A 22,683-nucleotide genomic window follows, 5' to 3' on the forward strand; every position below is an offset into this window, starting at 1 on the left:
TGTATAGGATACTATGGCGGGACTGCCAAGGAATCGAACCTAGCAGAGACTACACGAGCCTCTCAAACAGTTTTGAAGTTAGAGTGAAGGTATCTTTTTTGATTACATTTAGTTTTATATAATACCGTAAAGTCTTAAGTTATGGCGCTAAAAAGGAACAAAAAATAGACTGACTATATAAGTCAATCCAATGTGACGCAAGGTGCTACCTCGGCGTCTACTATATATTATTCAAGTATTTGGACAAGCGTTACTCTATTTATTAAAATATGCACCCCCGAGGTTTTCAAGGCATGCGTCAAGGCAGGTAATGGAACAATTGGTCATAAGTAACAATGTTTGCTGTTGAAGCCGCAGAAAGTGGTTTTAAAAGTAAATTAATGCGATGGAAAACAAAACAGAAACAGCCAATTATACTATTGCTTGTGTCATTTAATTTATTTCTTGGAAAAAACTATACCATATTAGCATTAGTTTTGACATACATGGAATGAATTTTATACCTGCCAATTGCTAATAATACTGATATGAAGGTTTTACACCTCTCGTATACTTAAAGGGTTTGGGCATTGACGTTTAAAAGTTGTCAATGCTTTTTTTGTTTCGTCACACATAGAGTATTAAAATGGATGCAATTATTGAAGAAGTGGCGCTATTAAAAGTAATTCCAAACAGTAATCCAAACTAATCGAGTACCGAGGGAGAGAAATATCTCCCTCTTTACGAACCAATATTGTTATAGCTTTTAGACTGACCCTTATTCCACTTTCTCGAGGGGATGTGCAAAAATACCCAGTTCTTGTTCGATATATTTATGTCTGCGTATGGACACTTTCTTGTCCATAGATTCATGATTAGCTTACAATAGTCGATCTATATATTCCACATACACATGATCCTGATAGGGGTCCTTTTCAAGGCTCTTCTCATAGTATTTCATTCCATTGATGTAATCCTTGCAATCCCAATAATACCTTGCAAGTTCTATCAAAATATTCAGAAAGGTATGACGTAGCTGTTCTCGTTCCGTTTCAAGATAGCTTTCATAGGAATACTCTTCAAAAAAATCTCCTCGGTATAGCGACTCTGCTTTAAGTAGACTCTTGATACGATCCGATTGTGACACGTTGGTACTATCAGAAAGTACTTTGAGAAAATGATCAACATCGAGCATGATTTCTTGCGAACAAAACGTATAATGCTCCCCCGACTGAATAAATAACAAGAACATGATAAAAAACTACATGTCTGTCCAATTGAAGAATGGGTTACAGTCCCGACAAGCAACAGCTTTTTATCAATTTGAAAACCTTACTTAAAGAAAAGCCCCATTATGTGGTGGAATATGTGGATGCTAAACAAGATATCCCTCTTCCATCACCTTAAATAATTATGTAAGAGATTTTCGTGACTTCTTTAATTGGCTTATAACGGAAGGAATTGTGAAGTGTAATCGAATTAAGTATATTCCCCCAGATGTACTATCTTCAATCACATTAGTTCAAGCAAGGAGTTACTTTAAATATATAGCGAGGAAAAAATTTAAAATATCAGACGATGAAACAAAAACAAATTAATCCTAAGACAGTAAATCGTTATAAATCCTCCCTCCGGTCCTTGTTTAATTACATGACTATAGAAGCGGAATTAGAAAATAACGAGCCTTATATCCATCTTAATATAATCTCATTGAAAAATTCGCATATCACTATCCATTAAAAATAAATCAGTATTGTTTCTTTCTTCAAGTTGTTCAATCAAACTGTCAATAATGTCAGTATTTTCATAATCAACTTCTCTTAGCAATTCTTAGGTGTTGTCTGCATTTACAAATTGCAATTTGTAAAAATTAAAGCACCTCCCAAATTAGTTACACCCAAATCATAACTTATTTAGGGAATATTTATTGGAAAAATTATGAAAAAAAGAGTGACGATTTAGCCACTCCATATTAAAATGAAACATTAATTTTCATACTGGAGGATAGGAAAAAATAGAACCGTAACTTATACGTAAAGATTTAAAAATAGATTTTTGTAGAAATATTAAAAATTCATGGTATACATCCAAAGAATCGGTTTGTTTTGTTTCAATTAATACATAATTATAATCGTTAAGTAGCTTATCAAGTTCTTGGCTACATTTGATTGTTTCATGACATGACAATCCTTTATCCATTCCTAACTTAATCATTTCTTCTCTTTTCCTGCTTATTGCAACTTCCAAATCTACTTGTTTCATTATGGACTCACACCTCTAAAAATTATTATTACTGTGCATATCTGCAAATCTTATGAGGCATCTTGTATACGATTTACATTTTAACATTTTTCGACCTAAGATATATAGATGACTTAAGATATATTGATTCGGGAAATTCAGACAAAAACAGACAAATGTGAGTATAATTTGGATAAAAAAAGGGTGACATTTTCAGCCACTCTCTATTACCGTATATGCAAAAAGAAGCTGCTAACCAATTTGAGCAACTTAATAGTAAGTATTATTTATTTTTAAATTAATCTTTGTGACCAAAAGTGAAATTTTTTTATTTGAGTTCGCTATCTTCCATTTTAATCTCAAAAAAAACCCTCAGAAAGCCTTATATATCAAGGTTGGCGGGACTCCGTGGGAATCGAACCCACTAGACCTGGCACGCAGGCCCCAAGCAGTTTTGAAGTTCTATACAGTATGTATTTTCTAGTATCACTAAGTCCCATAAAGTGCTATAGAACTGGACCTCTTTATTTGTTCCAAGCAAACGAATTTTCATAGTAGTAGCTTCCCTCATTATCCCTTACCTATTTAGATACAGGATCCTCCTCTTGTTTAAAATATCACCTATTAGGAGGAAGTTTCGTAAGTACATTTAAGGAAAGCGCAATTTTTAACCTCAAAGAAACCTACTTCATAATTAACAAAAAGGCAAAAATTTAAAGCCAATAGAATGTGAGTAATCGAAAATTTTTAAATAATTTTAGCTATTTTTATATTATCTTTACCTATTTTTATACTATCTTTACATTATTATGAATATTTAGAATAATTTGTTGATTTATAAAATTGTATTTAATATTATTGAAATGATTTATGAAAGGGCTGTCATTGTTGTCTAATCTTTATGGGTATTCAGACATCAATGATATCCTGATTAAATTAGTTCAATAGAATGAGGTGATTAGAAAATATCAATTTTAAGTAGGTTATAACATCTCATGCAATCAGGTGGGACATGGTAACAACTATATTGTGCTTTTAGGGGGGATTTAGATGAGAAGTAGGAAAAAGTATTTTGCATTATTTTTCTCCATTTGCCTATTACTTGCTATTGTTGTAGGTTGCAGCAAGGCATCAAGTACAGAGTCGAATGGTAATGGGAAAGATTCGGATGGAAAGGTTACCTTAAAAATGATCGAGAGCCTTTCAAGCCCGGCAAGAACGGCATTGCTCAACGAATTAATAGACAAGTTTGAAGCTGCGAATCCGAATATCAAAGTAGAATTGATCTCACCACCTTTTAATGGTGCGGACCAAAAAATTACCCAAATGCTAATGGCTAAAGAGGCGTTGGATGTTGTAGAAGTCCGCGAATTCAATGCCAAACAATTTGCCATGAATGGTTTCATCGAAGATTTGAAGCCTTACACGGAGAAATGGAAAAACTACGATTCCTTGAACGATATTGCCAAAAAGCGTGCCAATTGGGTGAATAATACTCCATACTACATACCTAACGGTTTGTATCAGCGTGTCTTATTTTACCGTACCGATTGGTTTAAAGAAGCAGGACTAGAGGTACCTAAAACATGGGAAGAATTCTATGAAGCAGCAAAGAAATTAACAGATCCGGCTAAGAATCGCTATGGATATAGTTTTCGTGGAGGCCCGACCGGATGGGATTACGCTCTAATTACGATGTGGGCTTACAATGGTAAAGAGGTTAATCCAGATAATGCATTTTACTTAGGGAATAGTAAGACTCTATTCTCCTCACCTGAATCGTTGGAAGCGTTAAATTTTTATAAAAAGGTTTATAAGGAAGTTTCTCCACCAGATTCGATCAGCTGGGGCTACCCAGAAATGGTGCAAGGATTTGTTTCAGGAAGCACCGCGATGTTGATCCAGGATGCGGAAGTCATCGATGCCGCGAAGGAAAAACTAAAAGATGGAACATGGGCAACGGCACCTCTGCCGATTGGACCATCTGGTGAAGCCCCGCAAGTAATCAGCGGGCCTGGCTGGGGGATGACCGCATACTCTAAGCATAAAGAAGAAGCATGGAAGCTTATTGAGTTTCTAAGTGATCCGGAACAGAGCAATGATTATACAAAAAGGAGTTCTGTAATTCCGGTTCATAAGAGTGCTTATGATGATGAATTTTATAAAACCGGTTATTTTAAACCTTACGGAGATATGAACGCACAACCGGATATATTCCCTGATGTGACAAGACCAATCGATTTCAAGGGATGGGGTGCGTGGCAGTCAGCCGCTGACCAAGATCTTCAGGCCTTCTTATCCGGAAATACATCGGCTAAAGATCTCTTGAAAAAATGGGACGAATATTGGACTAAAGAAAAAGCGGAAAACAAAAAGTAGTTTGGCAATGGAAATGGATAGCGAAAGCTATCCATTTCTCCCTGTTACTATATTAAGGAGGAAATCAGTTGAAAATGGAGAAGCAGATTTTACATACGAGCAATCCAGGAGCTCAGCTTGGGAAAGCCCCCTTTCGTTTCTCAAAAGAAGGGATTTTTATTCTTCTTTGTCTAGCGCCTGCGATTGTTCTAGTAACGGTATTTGTATATTATCCCATCATTAGGGGATCAATTATGGCTTTTCAGAATTACACCCTCTTCGACCTAATGAATATTCATTTTATTGGATTGGATAATTTTAAAGCTGTTATTTCAAGTCCTAACTTTGCCACCATTGTTAAGAACAGTGTGTATTGGGTTTTTATCTCATTATTTTTTCAATTGCTCCTTGGCTTTGCGCTTGCCCTATGCATGAGGAAACACTTCAAAGGAAGAGGAATATATCAGGGTCTTGTCTTCTTTCCATGGGCGATGTCGGGATTCTTGATTGGGCTAATATGGCGATGGATGTTTAACGGGCAATTTGGAGTCATTAATGATCTTCTTCACAAAACAGGGTTGATTGATGCACCTATTGCGTTTTTGGCGGAAGCCAAGTGGGCGATGGCTTCTGTTATTATCGCGAATATTTGGTATGGAGTAGCGTTCTTTGCCATCATGATTTTGGCAGCGCTTCAATCAATACCTGACGAGTTGTATGAAGCGGCTGAAATAGATGGGGCAAACAAGCTTCATCAGCTTTTCTATATTACCTTGCCTTATATTTTACCTACCCTCTTTATTACCGTTCTCTTGAGAGTAATTTGGATTCTCAACTTCCCGGATATTATCTATTCCATGACAAATGGGGGTCCGGCTGGTGCAACGCATATTCTCTCTACATACCTGATTGATAAGGTTATGTTTGAACAGAACTATGGACAAGCCTCTGCAGTAGGTCTTATCATCGTTGTCATCCTTCTTTCTTTCATGGTGTTTTTCATAAAAGCTTCAAAATTTGAAAAGAAAGGTGATTTTTAATGACTAATGCTGGAGTTTGGCTTCGTACTCTGAAAGTAGGTTTTTTAAGCATTTTTTTGGCCATCACCATTTTTCCTTTGTATTGGATCATTATTACTTCCTTTAAAACACAGAAGGACATTTTTTCTCAGCCGATTCAATACTGGCCAAAAGATTTCACACTGGATAATTATATTCAAATATTTAAAATCTCTCATTTTCAAACATATATTTTTAACAGCTTTTTGGTTTCCATCGTTGCTTCCTTTATTGTATTGATAATTTCTTTGCTTGGGGGATATGTCCTTGCAAGATTCAAATTCAAAGGGAAAGGACAGGTGATTGGCGGCTTCCTCATGACTCAAATGGTCCCTATTTTCATTGGTATGGCTCCGTTATATATGATGATGTCAAATATGCAGCTTATTAATCATTTGTTTTCCTTAATGCTGATCTATACGGTTATGTTGATTCCTTTCTGCACAATTATTATGGTTGGGTTTTTCCAGAGAATTCCTGCCACATTGGAAGAAGCTGCAATGATTGATGGATGCTCAAGAATAAGCGCTTTATTTAAGGTCATTGTTCCTGTATTGCTGCCAGGAATTATGGCCACCTTTATATTTGCGTTTGTTCAGTGCTGGAACGAGCTTATTATGGCGGTCATGTTTATTGATGAGGAATCGGTCAAAACCATTCCGGTGGCGATGAATTCTTTTATAAAAAAATATGATATTGAATGGGGAGCAATGTCAGCTGGAACGGTACTATCGGTTATTCCTACCATGATCTTGTTTGCTTTCTGTCAAAAGTACCTCGTAAATGGTCTGACGCAAGGTGCGGTGAAAGGGTAAATCTATCAATTTCTTTGGAGGAAATAATATGAAAGTAGATATACGGGGCCTGCCCTAAATGGAACAGGAGTCTACGGAATTTAGATGTCAACCATACAGGCCGTGGTTATCGTGCCATTTAGTGCCAAAGCGACACGTACAGAATGACAGAAAGACTTCAAGACTTAAATTGTAAAAAGCCATAAAAAAATAGGGGGTGATACATATTAGTCATGTTTATAATATGTATCACCCTCTTACTTCTTGTTCAACAATCGCACCCGATAGCTTAATAACATCCTTTGAACCGAAAAGGGAAAATCCCTTCTATATTTTAGAAAAAGCCCCTTAACATTGGGGTCTTTTTCTTGGGACACTTCCTATTCAGCACCTGCAGGGTTTGTTTTTAAATCCCTGACCAGGTCTACATCTTGCAATACAGATAGATTGTTCACTAGAACATTTTCGAAGGCATACAATATCCTTGTCACGTTCACAAATAGCAGCACATTGACGAAATTGGGAAACGCAATTTCGAACACATTCTTCAGGATCAATTCGATTCTGACGATTACGCATGTATTGTTCATATGTTCTCATATTATTATTTCACTCCCTTCTATTAAAATGTTATTCAAGATAAATAAGACTGCTTATACACCTGTACAATCTTTTAAAAATATTTTAAAAAAACTTATAAATTATTCTTTACATACAAAAAGAGAGACTATTCAGCCACTCTCCACATTCCCCGAAAAACTTCTTCAACTATCCTGCCCTTTTAGTTTAAGTGCAAACCTTCACATTCCCTTACTGACTCATGAATAAATATATTTTTTCATCAAATTCTAATGTAATTTTAAATTTATAATAATTGACGTAGGGTATTGTGAATTCGAAAGAAATTTGTCGAATAATAGTGAATTCCATAGAAATAGACCATAAACAGAGAGAGGCTTAAAGAAATGAAATCTACTGGTATTGTTCGTAAAGTTGATGAATTAGGACGCGTGGTTATTCCAATCGAATTAAGACGTACACTTGATATCGCTGAAAAAGATGCGCTCGAAATTTATGTTGATGAAGACAAAATTATCTTAAAAAAATATAAACCAAATATGTCTTGTGCTATTACCGGTGAAGTTTCTGACGATAATTATCAGCTTGCCGGTGGAAAATTAATTCTTAGTCGTGAAGGCGCAGAGCACCTTTTGAAAGAAATTATGGCAAGCTTTGAATTAGCAAAATAATATAGATTAAAATAAAAAGGCTCTAGAATCTTTGATTCGAGAGCTTTTTGTTTTATAGGACATATATGGCCGTTCCTCAGCTAACCTGCCACTTTAGTTGAACAAAAAAGGGCTGCCGAAGTAGCCCCCTATTCTTCAACATAAGCACCCGATAGTTTAAGTGTAATACTTCACAATTTCCTCCAGAATAAATAAAAAATAGTGATAAAAATGTCACAGGAAGGTGTATTATTCCTTAACGTCATCATTAGTTTAAATGGCTAATTTACCAATTAATAAAGGGTCCCCCTATTTAAACAAGAACGTCTCCCCTTTTTCATCAATTGCAGCTTAAAATCAAATCCAAAAGGAGTGAGACCGTGCTGAATATAATAGTTGTATCTCTTGAATGCCTCCTTCCATGAGACATCCTTCACCTTTTCTGTCCACCAAACTACATAAGAATGGTGTTTCTCTGGATATGGCTTGATCCATCTGCTTCTATCTCATATTGCTTACATATGCTGTCCTGAATAGGTAAAGCGATATATGGATTGAAGGCATCTCCATACTGTTAGTGTAAGAATAGAAGAACCATTTCTCTTTACGGTTTCTTCAGAGAAAAGGACTCTTTCAGGTGAAAATGCCTCTACAAGTCCTGATTTAGTTGCCTGACGATATACTTCATTTCCCACTTGGAAAAATTCACGAGAGGCAGGGAGATCATAGGGGTGGTATAGCCTAGAAAACTTTTCGTTAATTCCATTCTGCTTTTATTCATTTTAATAAATTGAAACTAATTTATCCTCAAACTCTTGGCTTTTTTTAAGGCTTGTAAGATGAGAAAAAACAAAAACAAAATTGGTATATAAATATATAGAAAGCTGGATGTGACAAATGTAATGAAAGTCCCTATTTCCTCAACTTCCATTTTACTTTTGACGTTAATAATCATGAAATGAACGATAATAATTGATATCCAAAATGACTTTCTCGATTTAAATTTAAACGATTCTTTCAAAACTCGAATCGCCCCCCACAATGCCATACAACAAGGGGGTAGGATCACTAAGAGCCATATAAAAATAAAGATATATTCAAATCTTTCGATAAATGGAAAGCGGATAATTTTTGACATCATGAGGGTTGGCCAAGTAACATGTTCAAGCTGCCCATGACTAAAATAAACAAATGAAATGATTGTAATAAATAAATATAAAATGGTTGTATACGCTTGTGAAATGTGGGCCCATTTTTGGGAAATTTGATTATTTTTAATAAAAGGAAAATATAAAAGTAAAAATTCTGGTCCTGAATACATAAGGATACTTTCTTTTGCTGATACAAAATAGTCACTTAAGCTGTGATTAAAAACGGGTAATAAATTCGTCCAGTAAGCATATTGGAATGGAAAATATACCGTAAGCAGAAGAAGCGAAGGGATTAGCATCCCCCAAAAACAAATACCGGTAATAACCCTAAAACCTTCAACAACTAAATATGAAATCACAAAAATCATGGTAAGTGATAAAAACCAAATAGGGGTATAAGGAAAAACCCAAGTAACCAGAACTGATAAATAGGACCTAATTATAGTTGAAACAATTAAAAACATATATCCATAAAAGAAAATATTTAATACGTTTCCTAGCCATCTCCCAAATAATTGTTGATGTAAAGACATAATATCACCATTATTTGATTTCTTTAATAAGAAATACAGTAGCCAAATAATTAGATGTATACTGATTCCAACCAATACAATTGAAACCCATGCATCCTGTCCTGCTCCCTTTATTATTTTACTTTGAAAATTCAACAAGCCTACACCGGTTTGGGTACTGTGAATCAGAAAAAATAAAAAAAAAGGAGATACAGTCAAACTTTTATTTAATTGTTTACTCATGGTCAATCACCTTTTCTTTTTACTCGCCAATCCCTGCCTGAGATAGTTCTATTTTTAAATTTATATCCAATGCGATAGTTGGGTACACTTTTTCATAAAACTCCTTTTCGTTCCATTTTTTTGAATACGCTCTTGCTAAATCACCTATACCTAAAGGATCGACTTGATGCTTTTGAAATTTTACGAATAGCTTTTCAAAATCCTTTTTCATTTGTTTTTCCAATTGCTTTTTTAATAATATGTTATTTTGTTTTTTCCTTAAATCTAGCCAATCTGGAAAATCCTTTACCATTCCGTTTAGTGTTATATTGAATGTTACCTTTGATTTCGAACCTTTGTTCATAATTGATTTTTTGTTGTTTCCATTTAAAATTGCTAAAATTACTGAGTCCCTCGCCTGCCCCTTATGTATGTTAAATTCTGTTTGCCCTCTAATCACTCTTCCTCTTAAAATTTTATATAAGAAGCTTTCTTTTTGATTTAAGATAGGTCTTAGTCTGTCTTTTTTTAATACTGCTAGCCCGTTTACCTCAATGTTCCCCTTTTGATTAATCTTTAAATAAGGTAAGGAGGGGTCTCTTCCGTCTCCATAGAAATCAAATAAAAAACTTTGCATAGTTGGAATTGGTACGTTTTGAGTTCGATAATTTTGTTCAATCAATTGATAAGGATAGTCGCTGTTTCGATTTTTATTTTTCATTAAAATATCTCCTGCTGGTTCTTCTGAAACAGCCACTAACATATTGCTTCCAATCAAAGGATCCCTGCAAACAGTCTTAACAAAATAAGACACCCCATTTTCAGCTAATTCTTTACCAAAGATTAAAAGGTTCAACTTTCCAATTTCTAGCGGTTTAGGAGATTGTGCATTTATAGATTGTTTTATTAAATGGGATTTCCTTCCTTCCCCCTGTAAAATAGTGCTCCCACCTTTTTTTTCATCTCCCGTATAATCAGAATAAAGCACAGTTCCAACATACTGGTTATCAACTTTGTCAAAACCTAATACTTTAGGAAGTTGCACATCATCTATAATTTTTTGCCGTGGAAAAGAACAGCCAGGAATAATCAAAATGAGAGGCAAAAGAGCACAAAAATACCTTATATTTTTTCGCTTTTGACTATTCATTATTAATATCATCCTTATCTTGATTTGGTGTATATCTTTTAAGTGAAAGAGGTCTTAAAAATCTGCTTCGTGTCGTTGTAAACTGATATGATGATCGAATAAAACTGTCGCGAAAGTTCTTTATTCTAAAAGGAAATAGAGGTACCATATATGGATTTCCCAAGGATTTAAGTTTTAATAAATGTCCTAACAGAAGAACAAATCCTATTATAATTCCAAAGCCACCCAAAAATGCTGCAAGTAAAATTAATGGAAACCGGATGAGACGAATTGCATTTGACATTTTAAAGATAGGAGTTGTGAAAGAAGCAAGTGCAGATGATGCAACAATAATAAGTAAAACATTACTTGTTAAAGCAGCTTGGACAGATGCCTGACCAATAACAATACCACCTACAATACCCAGTGTTTGCCCAATTTTTGTCGGCAAGCGTGCCCCCGCCTCTCTCAACAATTCAATGGTAATTTCCAAAAAAATAGCTTCCCATACCGGAGGAAATGGAACATGAGCTCTTGAGCTAATAAGGGGCTGCAATAAATCATCAGGTACAACTTCATAATGAAAGGTTAAAATTGCTACATATATAGGTGTAGCAAACAACGAGAAAATAACACTAATAATACGAATGATTCGAAAAAACGACCCGAGTACCCAGTTAAGATAATAATCTTCTGGAGAAATGAAAAAATCTAATATCGTTGTTGGTCCTGTAACAATGTAAGGTGACCCATTCGATAAGATCGCAACTTGTCCTGATATCATTGCATATAAAACCCTGTCAATCCGTTCAGTAGATAAAAAAATAGGAAAGGGGGTATTTGAATTATCTGAAATCATTTGATCAATTTGTGAATTATCGAAAATAACATCAAAATTAATATTCTTCAGTCGCTGTCGAACAGTTTGAATATATTCCGGATTAGTAATTCCATCCAAATAGGCAATGACTACTTCCGTTTTAGACATTGAACCAATTTTTATTTCCTCAAAAACTAATTCTGTAACGGCCATTTGCTTTCTTAATAAATGAAGATTAGTACTAATATTTTCTACAAAACCAACTTTTGGACCAATAACACTAAATTCATTTTCGGTATCATTATTCTCTCGATAACCAAGATTCGTATTTTCAATATTTATCGTCAAAAAATCTTCATTGAAATCTTTGAATTGAAGAATAACATTTCCTTTTATCAGCCTTTTTTCAATATCAAAGGGGTTACTTGTAACTTGGATGTCCTCAAAAGGAATAAACTTTTTAATATCATAAATTTTACTAATTTCCTTTATATGTTCTTGTATTGCCGGCAGAAGAAGGGTATTTAATTTTTGGGGATCTACCATACTTTTATAGTAACTAATTGTAATATCCTGTTCTTCCGATAATGTAAATTGATGGAAATCACTCGATTTAGCAGCTTGTTGAAAAATAGTTTTTATTGAAATTGTTTCGTTCTCAGACTTTGGATTATTTAAAAATCGATCTATAAACTTGAATGACATTTGAATCACCAAATGGATTTGTATTTTTGCAATTAAATTTATGTTCTCACTATAAGAAGAACAATGATAAAAAATTTAAGGAGTATAAAAGAATAACCCTTCTTTGACATTGTTCAATTTCGTTTTTATGTATTCATACTTCGATAGCAATTATACCTCCTCCTTAATTTTTTCGTTCTTTTCAATTTATATACTAAAAAAGTATTCCTTTTTAATTTTAATAAAATACTCTAACATGTTTTGTTTCCCTTTTTGATAAAGTACCTCTGAAACAGAAAATTCAGTAATACCCATAAAAAATACCTCTAATTAAATAATCTTGAATTCAAGATTATAGTAATACTTACAAATTTTTTTGTCAACAGACTTATTTACGAATAAATACAAAATTTGTTTTTTCTTGTTGAACTAATCTGCCACGTTAGTGGAACAAGAAAAGCCGTCAAAATGACAGCTCTTTTCCTAACTCAACGTTTTAATTGTTTATCTAAAATCATTAGAAACTTTTCTCTAGCTTTATTACTTCGAATAATCTTTTTAGTACGATTGTTGCTCTGTAAGTAACGCCTAATGTGTCTATTGGTAAAAAATAATCTGTGGTATTTCTCATCTTCGTATATTACTTTAAACCAACCTTGTGTTCGCAATATATCAATATTCTTATCAATCTTTTTTGTAACAAGGCTGCCATCGCTAACAAAAATGGCTTCAAGAAATTCTCCTAGTAGAGAGAATAAAAAGTCTAGCATTTAATTAGCACACTCCATTAATGTCACATCAATTTACCTAGAATAGTTGCCAAAACTAGGAAATAAGCGCAAGCTGTGTGCAATTAAAAATTGCGCTGTATAATAGGTTGTCATAATCAGGATATCAGAATAGGGAATCTCTGAAACAAACAAATTCCATGACAGAATTGAGTCTGAGAGGACGAATAAAATACTTCCTATTATTGCCCATATATTTTGGGACAAAAATCCAGTCCAACACATCAGAGATATAATCACTATATACATAAGTACGGGAACTACTAAAGTATCATTATGATTCTGAAGCAATACAGCGATTATGTGATACCCCATAACAAAGCCATATAATCCAATAGGTATAATCATAAGAAGTGAAAGCTTTGTAAAACGCCAATAACGGGAAAACCCTGCAATATAAAACAGATGCCCAATTAGGAATGCCGCTAAGCCGATAACGAACCATCTAATTAGCCCATCACCTAGCATACAGATAAATAATCCACACCATATAATCCAATGAGCGCGTGATTTTTTATCAAGTATTTGTTTATAAGCATAGAAAAGAATTAGCCACATTGGGATTAATTTAAATAGCATTTTGATTACTTCTGGTTTGCTTGGAATGGCAGATATGTATATAAGGCTCATAAGTAAAATGAAAATGGGTAATAGATAAGTTTTCAATACGTTCACCTCTTTGTAACAGTTTTATTTCTCCTTGTTTTATAGCCAACAGCGTCACCAAATAGGATTTCAATAATCTACTATTTTCTTTATAACTTAACGTTTCCTTCCGAAAATAAACTGCATCCGATAGTTGAATAGTATCTACTGTTTCAATTTCGAGAATCAAGTCAAAAATTCCTCTAAAAAAGAAATTTTAGGGAGAGATGTATTTTGTTATTGTCAAAGGCATGGAAAACGTATGAATCGGATAAACGAATTGAAGGGTCTCACCGCAAACTCTTAAAGCAAATAAACTTCAATCCACATTACTTATTCGATATTTCAAGGATGTTAATGTTGATACCCTATCCACTGTTCAACTAAAAGAATACCTGGCGAAATCGAGTGAAACCTTAAAACCCTCATGTATATCTCACCGAATACGTTTTATGAAATCATTCTTTCGTTGGTCAAATGAAGCAGGATATGTTTCAAAAAATCCCGCTGCAAAAATAAAGGAACCTAAAGCGGGGAAACGAATTCCTAAGTTTTTAACAGAAATTGAAATTGAATATTTACGTGAGGCCTGTACCAGCTCGTTGGAAAAGGCATTGTTTGAATTCATGTTTTCTACAGGATGTCGCATTGGAGAAATTGTTACATTACAGAGGAGTAGAATTAATTGGTTAAACCGATCTGCCATTGTTAGGGGAAAAGGTGATAAGGAAAGAGAAGTTTATTTTAATATCCGCTGTGAAATTTGGCTTAAAAGATACTTTGAACAACGCCAAGATGACGATGACGCCATTTTTGTTACCGAACGGTTTCCACACCGCATGAGTATTGCCCAAATGAGATATATCATCAAGCGAATTTCAAAAAGGGCAGGCATAAATAAAACGATTCCATAGTCATTGGTGGAGGAATAATGACCACTATCTTTACGGGTATCATTTTGGTATTTCTTAATAAAATATTAAGAGAAGTAAAAAAGAGATAGCAATTAAGCTACCTCTGATTTGAAGAAGAATTTAACAGGAGTCATATCTCTAGTAATATCCTTTGGTACTCGGAATAACAATTCATCATGGATTTGTGCTAGGATACCAAATGTTCTACCATCCTTAGACAATTCCTTACAAAGCTTGTCACCTGCAAGCATTACTAATTTTGTTTGAATAGCAGATGTGCCTTGAATCTTGGCATTAGTGCAGTAGGTATCATAAACCTTATTTGGATTTTCACCTTTGAAGAACGGTAATCTTCTCTTTCTTGAGATACCTAGTTCTTCTATTTTCATTTCAACAAATCCCTACTTACAAGCTTCAGTAGTGTTAGCTTTTACGAACTTAGCTACTTTAGGGAACTTCTTATTGAAAGCATCTAGAATGGCTTGTGCTTCCTTGGTTGATTAGAATCATAATGCATAAATCGAATCAGAATCGAACCAGGTCCAGTACCGAATTTGACTCCATCTAGTTGACTTCCAATAAATAAATGTTGAAGTGCCTTTTCGGAAAATCCCCTTTGTTTAACATCCGAAAATTACCATTTCTTTCTAATAATCTATTTTTCTATAATTCAACTTCCATCAATTCGTTTCCTTCTTGAACTAAACTCCCTCAATAAAGAAAGCGAAATCTCCCGATTTCTCCGTTTTTCTTAGATTTTCATAGTGGTTTACCTTGTTTTAATCGCTTAATAGTAGGGTGTAAATTACTGAAAAGGATAAATATGGACCATTTGAGAAAAAGACTTATAGCTCACTAACCAATAACTTACAGAAATTGGTGAATAAGTTAAAATATGATCGCACTGGTGGATGTCCACATTTCTCATGGAGGTCAACCCTCCCATGTCTCACAGAGTCTTCGCTCTCAAATTCCTTCGTCCAACCTTTCCATGAGGTGGATGTCAGCCATGCTGCCCCACAGGGTCCTTTGCCCGTAATTTAGTTGCTTTGCCGACTAATCCGTGCTTCAAATGTACCCTAATCTATAAAACTCGTAGCTACTATTGAATCTAATCTAAAACAGAATCAAGCGGCCATTTCTACCTTCTTTGATACTGACAAATGAGGAATATCCTTTAACATCTTTTCTTCACTAAATACAAATTGCTTTTTACCTATGCTAAAGAAAATACGGATCAGTTTATTACATAAAGCAATAATAGACTGCATTTTCTTTAATGGATTATCAGAACGTTGAGTATAGTAAGCGTGTAATGCTTTAAAAGCTGAATTTTTTGCGACTAGAATCATACAAACTCTAAACAACAGAGCCCTTAGTTTCTTCCGGCCCCTCTTTGTAATTGTCGTTTTTCCTTTGTGCTTACCGGATGTATTTTCTTTTAAACTTAAGCCAGCCAGCTTAATAATTTGTCGGGGATGAGAATAATCATTTAGATCACCCACTTCCGCAAAGAAACCGGCGATCGTATCCCTTCCAACACCTTTAATAGCCAACATTTGCGGTACACCGGGTATTTCATCAAGTAAAACATCTATTTTTGCATCTAATTCTTCGAATTTAATTTGGATTAATTCATATTTATCAAGTAATGTTTTCAGCTCCAATTTAGCCATATCAGAGCCCTGCCGAAGTCCGATGGACTTACTGGCTGCTTGCTTTAACTCTCGAATCTTATTAAGCCCCACACTCCGGGCAACTGCTTTTCTCAGGTGGGTAAGCAGTTCTTGTTCAGAAAAATTTATTATTTCATGTGGTAAGGCATATAGTTTCAAGAATTGTATTGCCGCCTTGCCTTCCCACTTCTTAAAGACTGTAAGAAATTCTGGAAAGTACCGATCAATCCAGTTATGAACTTGGCCTTGAACCGTCTGAAGGTCATCTGTTAAAAGATCACGAATTTTCTTAGCCACCCTGAGTTCGGCATAAACTCCTTGTGGTATTGTAGGTTCGGCGTATCTCCCGTCTTTGACCAGCTGGGCAATTACTTTGGCATCTTTCACATCATTTTTAGTTGGTGAATTATCATCAAGTTCCTTGCTTTTCTTAACGTGCAAGGGATTTACCACTACAAACTTAATCTCATTTTCTTTCAAAATGTGAGCCAGATTGAACCAATAATGGCCTGTCGGTTCCATCCCAACCACCACTTTATCCATGCATTGTTCTTTCTTTATTTCTGAAATCCACTTAAGAAAATGACAGAATCCGTCTTTTGTGTTTTCAAAATAACAAGGGGATCCGAACTCCATTCCTCTAAAGTCCTGGGCACGTGCCACATGCTTGAATTTAGCGATGTCGACTCCTATAATAAGTGTTTGAGAAGTAATTTGAGCAATTTTCTTATTTTGGTTATAATTCATTTTACGGCCTCCTGGTATTTGAGTGTTGTCCTTTTCGCTGGCCAGCTTCAGGACTCTCTTATTCTACCAAGAGGTTATTTTTTTGTTCAAACTCCATTTTCCTTCATTACAGGAATGCTGCCACGTTACTTGAATAAAAAAACGATCCTTTTTTATTTAAGAATCGCACCCTATAGCATTCCTGTAGATCGCTATTTTTCAACTTTGAAAAAAATAGAGCTCCTCAGTAAGATATGAGTATAGAGACCAATCTAACTCAAAACCTTAAGGAGGAACCCCTACTATGAAGTTTAAAATGCAAAACAAACAAAATCAACTAATTGAAAAAATTTCCGTTAAACATCTCGTTGTTGGTGTGGACATTGCTCAACAATTACACGTTGCTAGAGCTGTTAATTTCCGTGGAATTGTGGTGGGAGATCCACTTACGTTTAAAAATAATGAAGAGGGCTTTGCCTGTTTACTAACTTGGATTAAAAATCTTCAGAGATTAAATAACTTAGATGAAGCTATAGTTGGGATGGAACCTACTGGACATTATTGGATCAATCTTTCAAAATGGCTTTTAAAAAAAGATATTGACGTTGTAACAGTAAACCCACATTTAGTTAAAAGGAATAAAGAAAATCGTGATAATACTCAGTCAAAAAGCGATAAAAAGGATGCCTTAGTTATAGCTGATATGGTAAAGAACGGTTACTACTCCGAGGTTCGATACTCATCAGAAACATTTGAAAAACTAAGGGTTCTTATGTCTAACCGTGATGTAGTTGTTAAACGACTTGTCAGTTCTATTAATCAATTAAACCGTTGGGTAGATATTGTCTTTCCTGAACTCCGACAGGTATTTAAAGATATTACGGCTAAAGGGGCAATAGCAACTCTTCGTTTATTCCCGTCCCCTATGGACTTAGAAATTATGCAGACCCACGAGGTTATTACTGGTTGGAAATCTGTAATGAAGAGGCAGCCTGGATTAAAAAAGGCCCTATTACTCCTCCAGCTAGCTAAGAAATCTATAGGTACAAGACAAGCACTTGATGCTTATAAATTTCATTTGACACAATTATTGGAGGAATATGATTTAGCAGTATTACAACTCGACAGAGTTGAAGAACAAGTTAAAAGTGCATTGAATGAAATTCCTTTCGCAAAGAAATTACTTACCATTAAAGGAATTAGCGAAATATCTTTAGCAGGTATATTAGGTGAGGCAGGAGATCTTAGTGGTTTTTCGCATGGTAATTCCCTACTTCGCCATGCAGGATTACACCTAGCTGAAGCAAGTTCTGGTAAGTGGAAAGGTCAAATTGTCATTTCTAAACGTGGAAGATCTAGACTACGGCGATTCCTTTACTTAGCAACAATGAGTCTTGTGATGAACAATCCAGAATTCCAAGCAATACACGCTCACAATGTTAAAGTAAAAAAAATAAAGAAAATGAAATCAATTATGAAATTAATTGGTAAGTTAGCTAGGGTTTTTGTAGGCATAGCCCGACGTAACGAGTCTTATTGCCCTGACAAACTCCAAACTTTCTCACCCCTAGCAGCATAAATTAGTAGAATCGTTGAACTTTATTCAAATGTGACATCGTTATATATAATTGGCAATGAGTACAAACCGAATGTTGGCTTATTCGTAGGATTTCAAATATGTACGGAGTACCAGGTTTATTGAACATAAGGGCACAGACCCATTCCGTTAGCATAACTGGCCTCCACCCCTTGGATAGGCATGACGAAGGAATGATAGGGCAATTGACCCGTTGAGACATGGGAGGGAAAGCCTCCAGGGGCGGCGTGGAGCGTGTACATCATATGGTAAAATATGGAGTTACATTATACTCCTTTATTTAACTATGCTTTCACGAAGCCATAATGATCTGAACTCATTTCATATAACCGTTATACCTAAATAAAGGGTAATGAAATCCTGCGAATAAGCGAGTATTCGGGAGAAAATCGTATTAAACTGAGGGAGTTCAATAACGGCAATGAAAAAGGACTGCCGAAAACAGCCCATTTGTTATGAAACTATAGCACCCGTTTGTTTAAGTATAATCCTTCACAAAGTTGAGATGTAACAAGTAGTTTAAGAGGTTCTTCATTCATACCAATATCTATTTCTTCATTAAGCTTTATCCTTCATGGGCTTAAAAAAATCGCACAGATGCCAAAAACAGGAAAAATCAGCCTTGCATAACATAGTTAGGAGTTGCGAAAACGCTTAGTGTGAATACGTATGGAGGTCATCCTGCTCAATATTCCGGAACCACTGGCATACCATTGTTCTATGGACCGCGGGGAAATATTGTTCAAAAGGATGTCAAGAATACTTTGTTTTTATTGAAGGTGTTAAATATCCAATCATTCCAAATCCTCATCTTCCATATTCCTATGTTATACCTCTTATTTTTAATTATATAAAAAGCCTAAATGAGGCTTACAGTCTTGTGTAACAGAAAGTTCATTCTACACCACATCTCTTTTATTTACTAGTTGGTGATTTCTTCATTTTTATTAGCCAACACCCCCGCAACAACATCCCTATTAAACCAAACCATCTGTCGAATAAGAAAAAGCGTCTCCAAATATTATAGAGGCGCTCCATTTTAAATAATATCCCATTTTTACTCGTACTCTTTAACATCAGTATTTTAATTTTAAAAAAATTTATAAATTATAATTTAATGGTATGGGGTATGGGTGCGAGTGTGGATAGCCATATCCGTAGCCTGGAGCACCAAGACCTGGATAAAAACCCATACAGCAGCATGATTCATAATTATTCCATATAAGGAAAAGATAAATACAGACCCACTTATTAAGATTTCCCCCCTCCTTAACTGGTCTTTTTTAGAACCAATCTATACACCGCGAATGGTGGACTTAAGATTATTCTCATTCAGCAATCAATCACAATAAACATAAACTTAAAGGGCATAAAACCCTAAATATTTCCACATGAGTAAAAGCGAAAAAAATGATTGACATAAGAACCGGAGGAAGGGCTAATGGAACAAATAGTGCCTGAAAAAGCAAAAATATCGCCTTTTTTAGTTTTTTTTCTGATCCATAAGATGCAAGTTGGCGTAGGGGTTCTTGGCTTCCAGCGTATTATCGCATTAACTGCAGGATACGATGCATGGATTGCCGTTATAATTTCCGGTTTAAGCATCCATATCATTCTATGGATGCTGTACAAAATCGCCGAAACAGCAGATGGCGATATAATGACAGCTCATACCGTCATATTTGGAAATAAAATGGGCAAACTCATATCCCTACCATTTGTTATCTATTATCTTGTTAGCGCTGTCACTGTTCTTAGTAATTTTATAAAGGTCATTCAAGTGTGGATGTTTCCGGATCTTAGTACGTTTTGGTATTCTCTAGCTTTTTGTTGCTTAACTACTTATATCGTTTTTGGAGGGATTAGAACCATAGCAGGTGTGGCGTTTTTTGGATTTGTTCTTCCCGCTTATTTAGTTTTCACTTTTCTATTTACGATACCTTATACGGATTTCAGGAACCTCCTTCCAATTTTTGACCACTCAATAAAGGATCTGGTTAAAGCATCTTATCAAATGTCCTTTACCTATTCTGGCTATTTGATACTTTTGTTTATTTATCCATTTATCAAAGAACCGAAAAAATCAAAAAAATGGGCTCATCTGGCTGTTCTTCTTGCTATGATTGCCTATACATTTCTTACAATTTTAACCTTTGCTTATATTCTGAAGGACAGTTGCAAAAAAACATATGGCCAACCTTAACGATGTGGAAAATAGTAGAGATGCCTTTCGTTGAGAGATTTGAATACATTGGTATTGCCACTTGGACTATTGTCCTTCTTCCTAATTTTTGTATTTCCTTTTGGTGTACCAGCCGTATTATAAAAAAGGTGGCCAACTTGAAGCAAAAATATGGGGTTCTTTTGATATTTATGCTTGTATTAATTATCATTTATTTTTTAAAGACAGGGCAACAAATTTATACGTTAACTAACTATATAGGAAAAATAGGATTTATTATAGATTATGGATACATTCCTTTACTCTTTTTTCTAATATTGATTGTGAAGAGAGTAAAGAAAAAATATAGAACATCATGATACCTATTTTTACATGGGAAAAATAAAAAAACTTCCACACCATTTTACGTCACCCTTGAAAAAGGGGTACCCAGCAGTGATTATGATAACTGACACATGTTCAAGTCTTGAAAGCTCGTATGTTCTTGTTTTACCAGCGGCATCATTGAACAGCTTGTTTCAATTGTTATTTAACAAACCTGCCACGTTAGTGGAACAAGAAAAAAAGGGCTGCCGCAGCAATCCCTTGTTCAACTTAAGCACCCGTTACTTTAAGTACAACATTTCACAATCTTACTGCTAAAGAAAGCTACCCTTATTTGAAAAATCGCAACTGTTGAAGTTACACCAACGTAAATGATCCTAATAAAAACATTATTGAAATAACAGTTCCAATAACAAAAAGCATTGTCAAATTAGTTCTTAATACCTTGTTTCCATTGGCTGTTTTGTTAATAAAACTTTTTACCAATAACCCAATAACCAAACTTGAAGTAATCATTAAAATAAAAATCATAATAAATTGAGAATTAGGAAAGGTAAATTGCATTGTTGAATCCATCAAAGTTGATATAAAAAGATAGTTAAGTAAAGCAAAGATTACTACATATGAAATGACATAAATAAAATTTCTTTTTCTCAAAACATCTCCTCCTATTTTTACCAATATTTTACCACAAAAAGTCAATTTCTTATTGCACTAACCTGCCCCTTTAGTGCAATAAGAAATTGACAGCTTGATCTTTAACTCTTGCACCCGTTAGTTTAAGTGATAATCTTCACAATCTTTTTTTACCTTAACAAAATCTAATCCCTTAATGTGTAGGGGAATATCAAAAAGACGCCTTCTTACTAAAGAAAAGCGCCCGATTGTTGAACATCGTTTTTGGTTATATTAGATTACCCACATGTCTTTCCAAATGCGCGGCATGCCTACTCCAACTTCAACTGTAAGGATACCGGTTGAATGATTTCCACTTTATCTTACTTTCTTTGACTCTTCGTGAAGTATAGCTCGACTGCGGGTTACAAAGTCAAAAAGAAATTTAATCTCCTGATTATTATATTTTTCGAATAGTTCTCTCATAGATTGGCTAAAAGAAGCGAAGAGAGGGAGAATCTCTTTCTCCACTTTTTGAAGATGTACATTAATGATGACCCTTCTGCGGTCGTTCGGATCTTTATCCCTATACACATAACTAGCTTTTTCAAGCCTGTCAATCACGCCAGTAACAGTTCCTGTCGTAAATCCAGTCATTTCGGCCAGCTTGCCAGCAGTCATCGGATAGTTCCGTAAGATAATATCCAGACATTTGTGATCTGTCGAATTTAAACCCAGTCTTTCAGCAACGTTTTGATGGAACATGATGGTTTCCGTGCTGAAGTTCCTCAATTCTTCATTAAATAATTCTAATAATTGTTCCCTCGAAAAATTTTCTTTTAACATTTTGAAAACCTCCGCATATAAATAATATATCTCACGAGATAAGACATTTAGTAAACGAGATAAGATTCTTATTAACCATAATATATTCAAAAACTACAGTAATAGTTCAAATGTATTGCACATTATTAGCAATCGTTTGACGCAGATGTCTTATATAAGTGGGAGAAAAAAAATAAATTGAGAGGTGTTTTTT

Annotated in this window: 17 protein-coding genes and 3 pseudogenes; 7 read left to right on the plus strand and 13 right to left on the minus strand. The window is 34.8% G+C overall.

The features are described 5' to 3' along the window. Positions 1-859: 859 nt before the first annotated feature. Positions 860-1,231, minus strand: coding sequence for a bacterial transcriptional activator domain-containing protein (locus BIV60_RS00240; RefSeq protein ID WP_083402030.1), 372 nt, complete (start codon positions 1,229-1,231; stop codon positions 860-862). Positions 1,232-1,971: 740 nt separating this feature from the next. After that, a complete protein-coding gene (locus BIV60_RS30785) occupies positions 1,972-2,241 on the minus strand; it encodes an aspartyl-phosphate phosphatase Spo0E family protein (protein WP_071353745.1) in 270 nt (89 codons plus the stop codon). A gap of 1,029 nt (positions 2,242-3,270) precedes the next feature. Between BIV60_RS30785 and BIV60_RS00250 the strand changes: the two genes are divergently transcribed. The 3 genes from BIV60_RS00250 (at position 3,271) to BIV60_RS00260 (ending at position 6,451) form a co-directional block, all read left to right on the plus strand. Then, the gene (locus tag BIV60_RS00250) at positions 3,271-4,599 is read left to right on the plus strand and encodes an ABC transporter substrate-binding protein (RefSeq protein WP_071353746.1); all 1,329 of its coding nucleotides are present in this window, start codon (positions 3,271-3,273) and stop codon (positions 4,597-4,599) included. Between the two features lie 74 nt (positions 4,600-4,673). Then, complete coding sequence (locus BIV60_RS00255) at positions 4,674-5,618, plus strand: carbohydrate ABC transporter permease (RefSeq protein WP_083402041.1); 945 nt, start codon at positions 4,674-4,676, stop codon at positions 5,616-5,618. Then, positions 5,618-6,451, plus strand: a complete 834-nt coding sequence (locus tag BIV60_RS00260; RefSeq protein WP_071353747.1) for a carbohydrate ABC transporter permease — start codon at positions 5,618-5,620, stop codon at positions 6,449-6,451. Before BIV60_RS00255 ends, BIV60_RS00260 begins: the two co-directional genes overlap by 1 nt. 359 nt (positions 6,452-6,810) lie before the next feature. On the opposite strand, the gene BIV60_RS00265 is transcribed toward BIV60_RS00260, so the two are convergent. After that, the gene (locus BIV60_RS00265; RefSeq protein ID WP_071353748.1) at positions 6,811-7,020 is read right to left on the minus strand and encodes a hypothetical protein; all 210 of its coding nucleotides are present in this window, start codon (positions 7,018-7,020) and stop codon (positions 6,811-6,813) included. 375 nt (positions 7,021-7,395) lie between these two features. On the opposite strand from BIV60_RS00265, the gene BIV60_RS00270 reads away from it, so the two are divergent. Further along, positions 7,396-7,680: a transition state genes transcriptional regulator AbrB gene (locus tag BIV60_RS00270; protein ID WP_071353749.1), complete on the plus strand. Its 285-nt coding sequence runs from the start codon at positions 7,396-7,398 to the stop codon at positions 7,678-7,680. A gap of 272 nt (positions 7,681-7,952) precedes the next feature. Here BIV60_RS00270 and BIV60_RS28000 read toward each other — a convergent pair. From BIV60_RS28000 to BIV60_RS00295, 6 genes and pseudogenes are all read right to left on the minus strand, one after another. Further along, a pseudogene (locus BIV60_RS28000) lies at positions 7,953-8,354 on the minus strand (DUF3291 domain-containing protein). 101 nt (positions 8,355-8,455) lie between these two features. Continuing rightward, the gene (locus tag BIV60_RS00275; RefSeq protein ID WP_071353750.1) at positions 8,456-9,565 is read right to left on the minus strand and encodes a GerAB/ArcD/ProY family transporter; all 1,110 of its coding nucleotides are present in this window, start codon (positions 9,563-9,565) and stop codon (positions 8,456-8,458) included. A gap of 19 nt (positions 9,566-9,584) precedes the next feature. Next, complete coding sequence (locus tag BIV60_RS00280) at positions 9,585-10,694, minus strand: Ger(x)C family spore germination protein (RefSeq protein ID WP_071353751.1); 1,110 nt, start codon at positions 10,692-10,694, stop codon at positions 9,585-9,587. After that, entirely contained in the window at positions 10,687-12,198 is a 1,512-nt protein-coding gene (locus BIV60_RS00285) for a spore germination protein (protein ID WP_071353752.1), read from the minus strand. The genes BIV60_RS00280 and BIV60_RS00285 overlap by 8 nt, the downstream gene beginning before the upstream one ends. 467 nt (positions 12,199-12,665) lie before the next feature. Then, positions 12,666-12,947 carry a hypothetical protein gene (locus tag BIV60_RS00290; protein WP_071353753.1) on the minus strand — a complete coding sequence of 94 codons (282 nt, stop codon included), beginning with the start codon at positions 12,945-12,947 and terminating at the stop codon, positions 12,666-12,668. A gap of 33 nt (positions 12,948-12,980) precedes the next feature. Next, positions 12,981-13,640: a lysoplasmalogenase gene (locus BIV60_RS00295; protein ID WP_371261495.1), complete on the minus strand. Its 660-nt coding sequence runs from the start codon at positions 13,638-13,640 to the stop codon at positions 12,981-12,983. Positions 13,641-13,844: 204 nt separating this feature from the next. Here BIV60_RS00295 and BIV60_RS00300 point away from each other — a divergent pair. Continuing rightward, a pseudogene (locus BIV60_RS00300) lies at positions 13,845-14,524 on the plus strand (tyrosine-type recombinase/integrase). Positions 14,525-14,616: 92 nt separating this feature from the next. On the opposite strand, the gene BIV60_RS00305 reads toward BIV60_RS00300, so the two are convergent. Together BIV60_RS00305 and BIV60_RS00310 are read right to left on the minus strand one after the other, a co-directional pair. Beyond that, positions 14,617-14,913 (minus strand): DNA polymerase, encoded by a 297-nt coding sequence (locus BIV60_RS00305; protein ID WP_071353754.1) that lies wholly within the window; start codon positions 14,911-14,913, stop codon positions 14,617-14,619. A gap of 738 nt (positions 14,914-15,651) precedes the next feature. Then, positions 15,652-16,947, minus strand: a complete 1,296-nt coding sequence (locus BIV60_RS00310; protein ID WP_071353755.1) for an IS110 family RNA-guided transposase — start codon at positions 16,945-16,947, stop codon at positions 15,652-15,654. Between the two features lie 283 nt (positions 16,948-17,230). On the opposite strand from BIV60_RS00310, the gene BIV60_RS00320 reads away from it, so the two are divergent. Both BIV60_RS00320 and BIV60_RS00325 read left to right on the plus strand, forming a co-directional pair. Continuing rightward, on the plus strand, positions 17,231-18,505 hold the full coding sequence (locus tag BIV60_RS00320; RefSeq protein ID WP_071353757.1) for an IS110 family RNA-guided transposase: 1,275 nt from the start codon (positions 17,231-17,233) through the stop codon (positions 18,503-18,505). 1,525 nt (positions 18,506-20,030) lie between these two features. Further along, a pseudogene (locus BIV60_RS00325) lies at positions 20,031-21,064 on the plus strand (GerAB/ArcD/ProY family transporter). A gap of 322 nt (positions 21,065-21,386) precedes the next feature. On the opposite strand, the gene BIV60_RS00330 reads toward BIV60_RS00325, so the two are convergent. Further along, positions 21,387-21,686, minus strand: coding sequence for a hypothetical protein (locus BIV60_RS00330; RefSeq protein WP_071353758.1), 300 nt, complete (start codon positions 21,684-21,686; stop codon positions 21,387-21,389). Positions 21,687-22,022: 336 nt separating this feature from the next. Continuing rightward, a complete protein-coding gene (locus BIV60_RS00335; protein ID WP_071353759.1) occupies positions 22,023-22,490 on the minus strand; it encodes a MarR family transcriptional regulator in 468 nt (155 codons plus the stop codon). Positions 22,491-22,683 lie beyond the last annotated feature (193 nt).

The organism is Bacillus sp. MUM 116, from assembly GCF_001866655.1.
GTDB lineage: Bacteria > Bacillota > Bacilli > Bacillales > Cytobacillaceae > Neobacillus.